This window comes from candidate division WOR-3 bacterium, assembly GCA_016867815.1.
Lineage (GTDB): Bacteria > Hydrothermota > Tepidihabitantia > Tepidihabitantales > Tepidihabitantaceae > UBA2258.
Map to the genome: position 1 here is coordinate 1 of VGIR01000090.1, position 11,565 is coordinate 11,565.

Below are 11,565 nucleotides of genomic sequence, written 5' to 3' on the forward strand. Positions count from 1 at the left end.
AGGCGTACCTGGCGGCTGCGGTCATGAACCTCAAGTGCCTGGTGGCACACGGCGGCGGACGTCCGGCAGTGACGCAGGCCGCCCAACTGCTGCGGCGGGCAGCCACGGCAGTCTACTCAGCTATCAAAACAGCGCTCTGGCGACCGTCCCGCGTCACATCCGTGCTCGCGGTATGAAACCACACCCCCAACAGTGGTTTCTCAACAGCCCCACAGTCCCTCTGAGCAGCTCATCGGATTCGCTGCGGTACAGTCCCCATTTTCGCGCGAACGATGTACGAGTAACGTTGCACGAGTCCGCCCTCGCCGCTAGTCCGGCAGGATGATTTGGGGTCGCTTGACCCCGACCCGGAGTTGGGTCGTGCCGTCGAGCAAGGCCAGCCTGCCTTCCTGCCCGGCCAGGATGTCACGTACGTCGTTCGGCAACTTCTTCTCGCCGAAGCCCTCGAGCACAACTATCGTGAATGGCGGATACGGCTCGATTACCTCCTGCATGTTGACTCCGGCGCAGATGACCCCGGCGGCCTTCCGCTCTCTGGCCTGAGCGAGAGTCGCGGCATCGGCGAAGTCACGGACTACGACCGAACCGGGAGTGATTGCAGATTGCAGATTGCCGGAGACCTCGCCGCCTGAGCCCCAGACACCCGAAATCACGGTGCCCTGACACGATACGAGGCAGCCACGGTCGGAGACTTCCTGCACGACTCCGGGCAGCCAGGCCTTGATCTCGAGCTCCTCGAGCAGCGGCTCAATCAGCACGATGCCGAAGTGTTTGTCAATGCGTCCGACCTTGCCTCTCACCGGCGAGGCCGCGAACTTGAACTCTCCGCCCTGGATTATTGACGCCAACCATTGCTCGCGTTCGACTTCGTCTCCGGGCTTCACCCGCAGATGCGGGGCGAGCTCCCCCGGCTCGACTCCCAACTCTCTCGCGACTTCCACAGCCGTGTACTCGCGCGCCTCTTCGGGGCTTTCCCTGAGAAAGAGCGTTCCGCCGGGCAGTAGCTTTTCGATTCTTCCTCGGACCGGCGAGCGGAAGGTCTTGTTGGTGACGCGGCGCGGCGTCCGGGCGACCACGTCCCCGATGTTCACTTCGTCGCCCAGGTGCTTCACCAGGTACTTCTCCACTTCGCCTGCCGGGAGCGCGAGCGCCTCGGCCACCGGGAGGAAGAAGGGACGCAGGAACTGGCGTACGCTGCGGGCGACGAGAGTGTCGGTCGTAACGGTCTGCCCGGCTTTCACGAACACCTGGCCGGGGATGGCCAGCTCGCGGCGGAGGCGGATATCGGTCGAGTGGTCAAGTGGTCCGGTGGTCAAGCGATCCAGTGACCGCACCAGACCACTGGAACACTGGGCCACTGGGGCACTATCTTCTTCGCGGGCAGGCGGAACGTAGCCGGCCGGCATCTTCCGATTTGCGCGGTCGAGCTTTGCGATCCCGAGTCGCTGCACCAGTTCGACCGCGAGTTTCGGATTGACCTGGGCAAGCGCTCCCAGGTGCGGGAACATGAACTCGCTGTCCACTGCCAGCTCCACGCTATCGGCCGGTGACAGCGCGTCAAGCAGCACCGCGGTAGCCGCAGGCCGCGGCGAATGGGAGAGGATGCCGCCGCTGCCGATGAGCAGGTCGCATTCGGTATCGGCAAACGGGGTGATGGGCCGGGGTTTGACGCGCGGCCCCTTGAGCAGATCATCGAGGTCCTGGCGCACCGGGCCGGCTTCTTTCCTGGCGCCGTCGCGCAGCTTCACGTGCTGACGAACGGCTTCGCGGATCGCGACCGCGGCCGAGGCCCACTCGGAGAGCATCTCGTCCGGCGTGCGTGCCAGCCGGGTCGGGTTGACATGCTTGTTGCCGATGAGATTCCACATCGCTCCGTCGGTCAGGTGGGGATGGTAGAGCTCGCGGATGGGCGTGATGCCGGCGAGTTCGGCGACGTTGAGGATACTGTAGCTCAATCCGAGGTTGGCGCTGACCGCGCGGAAAACGTCGCCCGCGCGGGCCGTGAATACATCGGTCGTTGCTCCGCCGATGTCCACTGCCATGATGCGGCGGCCGGTCGCACCTGAGAGCAGCTTGAGAATTGACCCGAACGCGGCCGGGGTGGGCATTATCGGAGCCGCGACCCACTGCTTCAGCTTCTCATAGCCCGGAGCCTGCGACATTACGTGTTCCATGAACAGGTCCTGAATCGCGTGCCGCGCCGGCTCGAGGTTCTCGCAGTCGAGCTCAGGACGGACATTGGGCACGGCCCGGAACATGTACCCGTCGCCGAGTGAATCTCGCACGCGGTCGGCGGCATTGACATTGCCTGCGTAGACGACCGGCATCCGAGCGGACGGGTTCAGCTTGGGGTGCAGTCCTGCCTCGACCAGCAGCTCGGCGAGGAAGACCGGCGCGGAGACAGCGTCGGCGTCGAACCCGCCGGCGACCAGCACCATGTCCGGGCGCAGGCGTTTGAGGTCCTCGATCTTGCGGTAGGGAGTCCGGCCGTCGTCCATCGAGATGACGTCGAGCACTATTGCTCCGGCGCCGAGGGCAGCGCGGTGCGCGGTTCCGGCAGTCATGTTGTACACGAGGCCCGTTACGACCATGGCCAAGCCCCCGCCGGCGCTCGATGTTGTGAGATAAGGAACCGAGGGAGCGTCATCGCGCACCAGCGTGTGCCCGGAGAGTAGTTCAAGGCCGCGCAGGGCCTGGAGGACGCCGACCGCAACATCCTCGCACGGCTTCTCGACGGTTGTCGGCGTTTCGTAGCGGAAGCACTGCCAGGCGCCGGCCCGCCTCAGGAAGAGCAGCGCCTTGGTTGTGGTGCTGCCGACGTCGGTTATGCAGAACTCAGTCGGGTCGGACGGGAAAGGCACTCCGGGCATGGATACTTCCGCTCTAGTATCGGCCGGCTCCTCCGGCTGTCAATCCCTCCGGACTCGCGAGCTGGGTGCGGTCAGGCTAGCGGCTGGTGGTTGTCGTGCAGCCCTGAGGCCAGGTACCCCAGTCTCGTGAGCAGCCCGGCTACCTCGGAACGTATCAGGTCCCGCACGTGGCGATAGTCCTTGATTCCCTTACCGTAGGGGTCGGGAATCTCCCAGTGGACTTCCTTCGCGCCGGGGATGAACGGGCAGGTCACCGTGCAGCCCATGGAGACCATGTAGTCGAACCCGCCGGCAGTCACGTCACGGAACCCCTTGGTCCGCGCCCGGGAGATGTCGATGCCGATTTCCTTCATCACCTCGATTGCGTGCGGAGCGACGCTCTGGGCCGGGTTCGAGCCGGCGCTTTCGCACTCAACATCGTTACTCAGCGCCCGGCAGAAGGCCTCGGCCATCTGGCTCCGGCACGAATTGCCGACGCAGGCAAAAAGAATGCGCATGCTTTCCCGGATCGCCTATCGTCTTCCGCCGACGCGGCCGGTGTTCCTGATGTCGTGGCGGAACTTGGGCCAGTTTGAATTGGATAGCGGGCTGTAGCCCTTGAGTTTATGAAGGTAGCCGTCATCGCCGACGAAGTAGATCTTCCCGTCCTGGCCGATGGTCGGCGATGAAGTGATGTCATTGTCGGTCGGATACCACCAGAGCAGCACGCTGTCCGGGCTGAGCGCGTAGAGATTGTTGTCGCTGGAGCCGAAGTAGATGTTGCCGTCGGCGTTGATGACCGGCGAGGAATAGATGTTGTCGCCGGTCACGTATCGCCACTTCATCGTGCCGTCGGGGTTCATCGCATAGAAGATGTTGTCGGTTGAGCCGAAGTAGACAGTGCCGTCAGGCGCGATGGCGGGAGAGGAGTAGATCTGTCCGTTGGTCTGGAACGACCACTTCAGCGTGTCGTTCGGGCTGAGGGCGTAGAGGATGCCCTCGAGCGAACCGAAGTATATCGTGCCGTCGGCCGCGATGGCCGGCGACGACTGGACGTCCCGGCTGGTCGCATGACGCCATTTGAGCGTGCCGGCCGGGGTCAGGGCATACAGATAGTCACTGTTCGACCCGACGTAGATTGTTCCGTCGGGCGCGATGGCCGGCGAGGAGTAGACGTCCTGGCCGACCGAGTAGCGCCACTTGAGGGTGCTGTCCGGGTTCAGGGCGTAGACGTAGCCGTCCTTCGAGCCGAAGACGATCGTACCGTCAGCGGCGATGGCCGGTGAAGACGGGATGTCCCCGCCGGTAACGTAGAACCACTTGACCGCTCCACCGGTATCCAGGGCATACAGCCGGTTGTCGAACGAGCCAACATAGATGGTGCCGTCGGGCCCGATGGCCGGGGACGCGCGCACCACGCCACCGGTCTGATAGCGCCACTTGAGCGTGCCGTCGTTGTTCACTGCGTACACGTAGTTGTCCTGCGCTCCAACATAGATGGTGCCGTCGGCCGCGATGGCGGGCGACGAGTGGTTGTTTTCCGGTGCCCCTGCCTTTATCTGGAAGCGCCAGATCTGCATGGTATCCGCCGGCCGGACGAGAATCGTACGCGGGTCCGACCATACTGACACCGCCCCGCCCGTGTCTTTGGCCTGGGCCCTGACTCCATAGGTGTCGGGCACGGGCCAGGCGTGGCCGATCGTCGTCAGCTCGCCGGGGGCCATGAACTGACCCCAGGTGGAAGTGTCGCCGTCACCCCAGTCGAACCGGATGGCCACATGGATGCCCTGGGGATGCGTGGCCGAGGACGAGAAGGCGTAGACCGTATCCTGGCCGCCTCGAAACGGCCCGGAGGGAACTGTCGGTTTGTCCGGCCCCAGGCGCAGGACGACGTCCACCCCGAGCTCGTCTGACCATTCGGTCATGTGGAGCTGCTGGTCTCTGGCCTGGGCGGTGACTTCGTTGTGACCGACGTCCGGCCAGGCGTAGCTCATCGCCACCGTTTCGCCGGAGGCGACGACCGGACTCCAGTCGGACGTGTCATTGCCCCAGTCGAAGCGGATCGACACGCTGTCGCCGAACCGGTCAGTCGTCACGCTCTTGAAGGTGTAGACGGTGTCCTTGTAGCAGACGGTGGGTCCGATCGGCACGGCCGGAGTCTCGGGCCGCGGCAGCACCTGCACCGGAAGCGCCGGAGACCACTCGGAACTGAGCAGCTTCTTGTCCTGGGCCTGCGCTCTGACCTCGTAGGTGCCCGTGTCGGCCCAGGCGTGATTGAACGTGACCTCGACTCCGCTTCCTTCCCAGTCGCTCCACTCGCTGAGGACTGAGTCATCCCAGTCGAAGCGGATTGCCACGTGGTCGCCGTTCGGGTCGTTGGCTGCAGCCGTAAAAACGTACTGCTTGTTCGGGTAGCAGTTGGTCGGGCCGTCAGGGGCCTGCGCGAACGCCGGCGGTTGGTTCTTGCACGAGGCAGCTACCAGCAGCATTGAGGACAACACGAGGGCCAAAGCTCTACGGTTTCTTGACACAGATGACTCCTTCGACTCGCCGCGCTACGGGTCTCATCTAGCTACTAAGATTCTACAGCATCATGCCGGATGTCAAGCAGGGTCGACGGCACCCTGTCCGTCAGTGCCTCTGGTGCCGGCGGCCGAGCTCGGCCAGCGGCACCGGCTGTTGTGCTACCGGGAGCAGCGTGACTGCGACATTCGGCTGGGGACCTTCGGCAGTCATCATTGTCTCCGACCGCCACCCGGTCCGGCCGAGTCGAGCAGAGTCTGTCGCTCGCACGCTCCGTGTGAATCGACTGTCCTCTCCTGCTGTGCCCTGGCATCGCTCAGCAGCAGGGGAGGCCTCCTTTGCGGCCCCGCGGGGGTGGTCTACTGCACGACGAGCAGGTGCGTGCCGCTTACTGCTCCGCCGAGGCGGACCCGCACGAAGTACACGCCGGCCGGCAGTGCGGCGGCATCCCAGAAGACCGCGTGCTGGCCAGCAGCGAGATGACCGTGGAACGGCCGCGCAACTTCCCTGCCCGCAGCGTCAGACACTACCAGGTTCACTCCTCCCGAACGCGCCACCGCAAACTCGATTCGGAACACCCCGCGGCCCGGGTTCGGCCGCACCTTCAGTGCCGGCGTCAGGACGGCGCCGCGCGGCGTCTCAAGCACGGGCGAGGCGATGTCGTACCCGGCGTTGAGGAACCGCGGTGACATGAGCGAATCTACCCAGCGCGTCCGAATCTCGGTGTTGATCTCCAACCGTGCGTCGCCCCAGGTTTCGTACGTCTGGTATCGCGTCCAGTCGAGGTTGATGTAGTTCCAGCCTTTGATCTCCGGATGGTTGGCCACGAACTGGAAGAACGGGTCGAACCAGTAGAACCAGTCGGCGCGGCCGGAGTCGCCTTGCGGGTCGAGCGAATCGGGGACAATGAAGACGTTGCGGGCCGAGAGCTCGTTCAGATAGACAGGCTTCTGCCGCTCAGCGGCAAAGCGCAGGAATGCCTCGCTTCGTCCCTTCGGCGTGAGCTGGCCGCGTTCCGTGTCGGGCAAGGCCGGATTGAAGTGCTCCATGTCAAACGGGTCGAGCCCGAACCAGTCAACGATGTCGTCACCGGGATACCACTTCCAGCCCTGCCCGGTCGAGTCGGCGAAGTCGGCCTCGGCGTCCGGCTCGTAGCACCAGACCGTGGCGAACTCGGGCACGTCCCGCGCCCGCAGTTCGGTCACCAGCTTGCGGAACGCCAGCGGGAAGATGTAAGGGTGATACGGATTCCACCACCCGTTGAACTCGAAGCCGATGCGCAGGAAGAACGGCCGGTTGACTGTCTGCAGGGCGATGGCGAGGGTGTCGATGTAGTGGTCCATCGTCGTGGTCAGGGCAAAGACCGAGTCGAGCATCCACGTGTCGCGCCCCTGGAAGTGCAGGCCGTACTCGATGTACTGGCTGTCCGGGTGCACGATGTTCTGCGTCAGTGACTGGACGATGTGGCCGACGTCGAACCAGCGCGGGCCCGGCATCGAGGCCACAACCTGGAGAACCAGCGGATGATGGTCGGCCGGGAACATCTCATTGTACCTGGCCTGGCTTGAGTATCCGTCCCAGCCGCAACCGTGATAGATGAACCCGTCCGGCGGTTCGAACTTCGCGCCATAGTGCGCCGATGCGGATGCCGCCAGGAGCAGGCTTGACACGACCGCTCTCAGCACGTGCTGCATATGCCGGATGCTAACTCTTGCCCGGCCCGGTGGCAAAGCTCTCCAACACGGGACCGTCTAGCGTAGCAGCAACGCGGGTACCGCACGCGCCGCCCGGCTCATGACGTAGTACACTCCGGAAGGCAGGTGCCTGCCCTTCTCGTCGGTTCCATCCCACGACACGGAGCCGAGTCCGTGGAGCCTGGCTTCGGTTAGAGTCCTGACCAGCCGTCCGGCCGCGTCAAACACCGCGATTCCCCTTGGCCCGTCAGGCGTGAGTCGCAGGCTGATCGTCGTCTGCCGGTGGAACGGATTCGGACTCACCGTGAGTCCGCCGCACGCCATTCGCCACTCGCCACTCGCCTCAACGCCCGAACTGAGCAGTCGGTCAATCACGCGTATCACTGCCTGCGGGTCGAACTGGTCCGACCAGTACCTGACGATACCCTGCTGGTCGATCACGTAGTCCTGCGGGTACGGCGCCTGCGGGTTTGGCACGCGGTACGTCTGGTACACTCCGGAGGTGTCCACCAGCCCGACAAACCTCATCCCGAACACGTCCCGGAATTCGCTCATCTGGTTGGCGTTCTCTCCCAGGGCGAAGACCGTCACCCGCGCGGTGTCGTACCGTTCGAAGATCGATCCGTCGATGGCCGCAGCCTGCGGCCCGCACAGCGGTCACCATGAAGCCCCGAAGTCGAGGTACACCACCTTTCCGCGCTCGGCCGAAAGCCGATGCGTCTGCCCGTCGGTGCCGGACAGGTTGAAGTCGGGCGCCTCGGCTCCATACTGGGGGAATGCCGGGTTGTTCTCGTAGACCTCAATCGTCCTGGCCGATTCGTCGGGATCGTTGCAGTCGAACCGCAGCTGTGCACCGACCAGTCCCGGACCGGTGGCCGTCAAGGTTACGAGCAGAGAATCCCCGGCCCCCACGGTGAACGAGTCCGGGGTCGCGGAGATCCCGGCTGGTGCGCGCACCGAGGTTACGTCCAGCGTACCCGCGCCGGTGTTGCGTACGACCACAGTCGTATCACGTTGGCCGCTCACGTCGCCGAAGTCGAGTATCTCCGGCATGACGTCGATATCCGCGCCCGGGTCATTCCCAACCCGGTAGCATGACATCCCCTGCCAGTCGGCGACCACAATCAGGCTGTCGTCACGGATATCCGCGCCGTGCGCCCACATGTAGGTGTTGTCCCAGCCGACCCGCGTGATGCTCGCCGGGTTCGACACGTCGAACAACTCCATCACCCGCCACGAACCGGCAACTACCAGGTTCCCGGCATTCCCGATGCCCCAGACGCAACCGTCGGTCGCAATTGTATCGAGCAGGACCGGGTTGTGCGGGTCGGTGATGTCTATCGTAGCCAGACCTGCGACCCCGAGCGCCAGCACCGCCACGTTGCCTTCAAGAACGATGTCCGTCGCGGTCCCGGGAAGATCCAGCCGCGCGGTCACGTGCATCCCGTCCGCGAGTCCGGCGACCGCGAGCCCCTCGCGTCCGTTTGCGACAAACAGGAACGAATCCCTCGCCTCGACGTTCCACGCCTGCGACGGATTCAGCGAGAGCGCCCCGATTTTCTGCGGCGAAGTCGGGTTCGAGAAGTCTAGCGCATAGATGCCGTTCTGATGCGCGGCGCAATAGAGCATCGAGCCGACCAAAGCCCCGCCCTCGAGCGCTTCGCGATTCCCCGGCGGGTCGTACGTGCCCAGCCGTAGCGGGTCGCCGGAACCGGAGATGTCGAATAGGACTACACCCTCGCGCCGGCAGTAGTCGAACAGCCACGTGTCGCCGTACGCCCGGCAGCGCCACGAGTTCGGGCCGTTCGACAGCCAGGTCCTGGTTGGGCTGGCCGGGTTTGAGATGTCATACGACTCGAGCCCCTGGCTGAACCCGCACGCGATGAACGCCCGGTCGCCGACGATCTCGGCGTCCATCTCGTGATTCCGGTTCACCTGATTGTGGCCGAGGAACCGGAGCCCGTCGAAGTCAGCCCGTGCGACGCCCGCCAAGGCGGCAGCGCAGACGATCGTTGCGACCAGATTCACAGCAGACATCCTATATGTGCCGGCTCAGCAAAGCAATCCCGAACGATGTCCCAAACCCGATATTGAACCACTTCAGGGGATGCGCGTACTGCCAGCCGGGGTCGCGGAAACCCGCTGTTCGACAACGGCCGTGAGCTGGAAGCTGTCGGCCTCAAACCGCCGGCTGTCGTCGCATCGCTGACTAGCCAGTCGTTTTGCAGTTTGATGCCTGCGTTCTGCAGTTTGAATTGGCGGGCTCTGCCCGCTGATGTGTCTCGAAATCGCTCGGGAATGCGGGCAGTGCCCGTCACAGTTCCCAAACTTGACCGAGGGCTCACAGTGGACGAGCCCTCGCAGCCCCGCGGTGGTATTCCCGGCTCGCGGCGACGGCTACTTGCCGCCGCCCCCCTGCGCCTCCATCGCCATCATCTCTTTGGCGGAGCCGCGCGTGCAATAGTAGCCCCACTTCAGGGCCATCTTGGCCGTGACCGGGCACTGCGGGCAGACGCAGCCGTTCTCCTTGGTGATGACCTTGCTCTTACCGGCGAGGCAGTAGGCACCCTTTTCGCCTGCCTTGGCGCACTCTTCCTTCAGGAACGAAGGGCAGGTGGCGCAGATACAGTTGGCGGCGACGAACTCCGCCTTCTCCGTATCGGTCATTGCCTGCTCGGCCGGCTTGGGCACCTCCGCCTTGGGCGCCTCGGGCGCCTTCTGTCCGCCGCAGACGACGATGCCCAATACCAGGCACGCCATCACTGTGGCGATAGCGACGTTCTTCAGCATCCTTTTCTCCTTTGTCTCGCGGTTCAAGACCGGAGATGATACGCCGGGGCGGGAGGGTGTCAACCGGCGCGAGGCCTCAGGCGCGAGGCCTCAGGAACCGACTTAGGATCGACCAGAGACAACGGGCAAAGGTCGAGCTTCCGTTACGACCCTCCCATTCTCTGTGTGCTCTGTGGTTCGATGCCGGATTCGGGAGAGGCGCTATCTCTGGACGGAGGACGCACGCCCGCTAGAATTGAGTAGTGCGTCTGCTGCGCCGGCTGTCCCTGCGGATTGTCTTGACGGTGGTCTTGGTCGGCATCGGTGTGCTCGTGATGAACCTGCCCGGACTGCTCGGCCGCCGGCACCGGCCGAAGCTCTCCCTGGCCCCGCGCTGGTACTTCACGGACTCCACCGGCCCTGCTCCGGGCTCGCCGCCGCCTGATTCCGTCGTTGTCGTCGAAGCCCTGAGCCGGACAATGGACCCCGAACTGCATCTGAGCGTGGTCGACATGGGCCTGCTCGACACGGTGCGGGTTGATACCAGCGGCAACGTGCGGGTAGTGCTGATCCTGACCACGCCCGAGTGTCCCTACTACGCTGCTATCGGCGCGGATGCTCTGGCCGAGGTGCGCAGACTTCCGGGGGCGAGGCGGGTCCAGGTAAGACTCGAACCCAATGCCGACTGGAGCCCGGAGCGACTCACCGAGGAAGGAAAACGGAGATTCCGGGAGCTGTTCGGTGACGGCACTCGCACTGGCCGGTAGGGCGCTCGCGCTCGGGCTCTCGACCGGCCTCTTCTGTGCCGGGTTCTGTCTGCCGCTCCTCGGTCCGGTGATGCTGTCCGGACAGGGGACCGCATGGCAGTCTGCACGGCGCGTGCTCTTGTTCCTCGCCGGCCGCCTGGTCGCCTACCTGCTGTTCGGCCTGGTTTTCGGCCTGATGGGCGGCGCGCTGGCCCGGCTCGGGCCGGTGAAAACGTGGCTGCTGCCGATTGTCTACGGCCTGCTCGGCCTCGGGATGATCACCTACGGCCTGGTCCGTTCCCTGCCCCACCTCGGGTTCTGCCGCGTGCTCAGCCCGAGGTTCGAGTCCGGCTGGTACGTGGCGGCGCTCGGGTTCCTCGCCGGCATCAACCTCTGCCCGCCGTTTCTCCTGGCGGTAACGACGGTCGTCGACATCGGCGGGGCCCCGCGCGGCCTGCTGTTTTTCTTCGTCTTCTTCCTCGCGACCAGCGTCTACCTGCTGCCGCTCTTCTTTGCCGGGCTGGCGGGCCGATTCGCGGCCGTGCGGTTCGCCGCCCGGGTCGCGTCGATTGTCGCGGGCTTGTACTTCGTCTACCTCGCGGTCCGCACTATCGCCTAGAGCAAGCGCGACCGGTCCAACTCCCGTCGCTCATCGTTCTCCGTCCGAACTCGACCATCCATATGCGCCGCTCCTTGCCCGATAACCTGCAATCTGCAAACGGCAATCGGAAATGCCGTCCAACCTTGGGGCTTCGCTCCGTCCGGTCCGCCACTTTGGAGTTTGATGTCTGCATTCTGCAGTTTGAACTGGCGGGCGCAGCCCGCTGATGCGCCCAGGGCATGGCTCCGTAATAGGTGGCTGCGGGGCTGTTGAGAAACCACTGTTGGGGGTGTGGTTTCATACCGCGAGCACGGATGTGACGCGGGACGGTCGCCAGAGCGCTGTTTTGATAGCTGAGTAGACTGCCGTGGCTGCCCGCCGCA

The 11,565-nt window shown here is 64.5% G+C and carries 9 protein-coding genes; 2 read left to right on the forward strand and 7 right to left on the reverse strand.

From position 1 onward, the window contains the following. Positions 1 to 308: 308 nt before the first annotated feature. The 7 genes from FJY68_11550 to FJY68_11580 all read right to left on the reverse strand — a co-directional run bounded on the left by FJY68_11550 (position 309) and on the right by FJY68_11580 (position 9,733). Entirely contained in the window at positions 309 to 2,870 is a 2,562-nt protein-coding gene (locus FJY68_11550) for a hypothetical protein (GenBank protein MBM3332461.1), read from the reverse strand. 71 nt (positions 2,871 to 2,941) lie between these two features. Beyond that, complete coding sequence (locus tag FJY68_11555) at positions 2,942 to 3,367, reverse strand: arsenate reductase ArsC (protein MBM3332462.1); 426 nt, start codon at positions 3,365 to 3,367, stop codon at positions 2,942 to 2,944. A 15-nt stretch (positions 3,368 to 3,382) separates the two neighbouring features. Beyond that, on the reverse strand, positions 3,383 to 5,380 hold the full coding sequence (locus FJY68_11560) for a PQQ-like beta-propeller repeat protein (protein MBM3332463.1): 1,998 nt from the start codon (positions 5,378 to 5,380) through the stop codon (positions 3,383 to 3,385). A 351-nt stretch (positions 5,381 to 5,731) separates the two neighbouring features. Next, complete coding sequence (locus tag FJY68_11565; protein MBM3332464.1) at positions 5,732 to 7,066, reverse strand: hypothetical protein; 1,335 nt, start codon at positions 7,064 to 7,066, stop codon at positions 5,732 to 5,734. A 57-nt stretch (positions 7,067 to 7,123) separates the two neighbouring features. Next, complete coding sequence (locus FJY68_11570) at positions 7,124 to 7,657, reverse strand: hypothetical protein (GenBank protein ID MBM3332465.1); 534 nt, start codon at positions 7,655 to 7,657, stop codon at positions 7,124 to 7,126. A gap of 66 nt (positions 7,658 to 7,723) precedes the next feature. Next, a complete protein-coding gene (locus FJY68_11575) occupies positions 7,724 to 9,103 on the reverse strand; it encodes a hypothetical protein (protein MBM3332466.1) in 1,380 nt (459 codons plus the stop codon). Positions 9,104 to 9,463: 360 nt separating this feature from the next. Continuing rightward, positions 9,464 to 9,733 (reverse strand): DUF2769 domain-containing protein, encoded by a 270-nt coding sequence (locus tag FJY68_11580; GenBank protein MBM3332467.1) that lies wholly within the window; start codon positions 9,731 to 9,733, stop codon positions 9,464 to 9,466. 365 nt (positions 9,734 to 10,098) lie between these two features. Here FJY68_11580 and FJY68_11585 point away from each other — a divergent pair, with 365 nt between their 5' ends. After that, the gene (locus FJY68_11585) at positions 10,099 to 10,602 is read left to right on the forward strand and encodes a metal-sulfur cluster assembly factor (GenBank protein MBM3332468.1); all 504 of its coding nucleotides are present in this window, start codon (positions 10,099 to 10,101) and stop codon (positions 10,600 to 10,602) included. Continuing rightward, on the forward strand, positions 10,514 to 11,200 hold the full coding sequence (locus tag FJY68_11590) for a sulfite exporter TauE/SafE family protein (GenBank protein ID MBM3332469.1): 687 nt from the start codon (positions 10,514 to 10,516) through the stop codon (positions 11,198 to 11,200). The genes FJY68_11585 and FJY68_11590 overlap by 89 nt, the downstream gene beginning before the upstream one ends. Positions 11,201 to 11,565 lie beyond the last annotated feature (365 nt).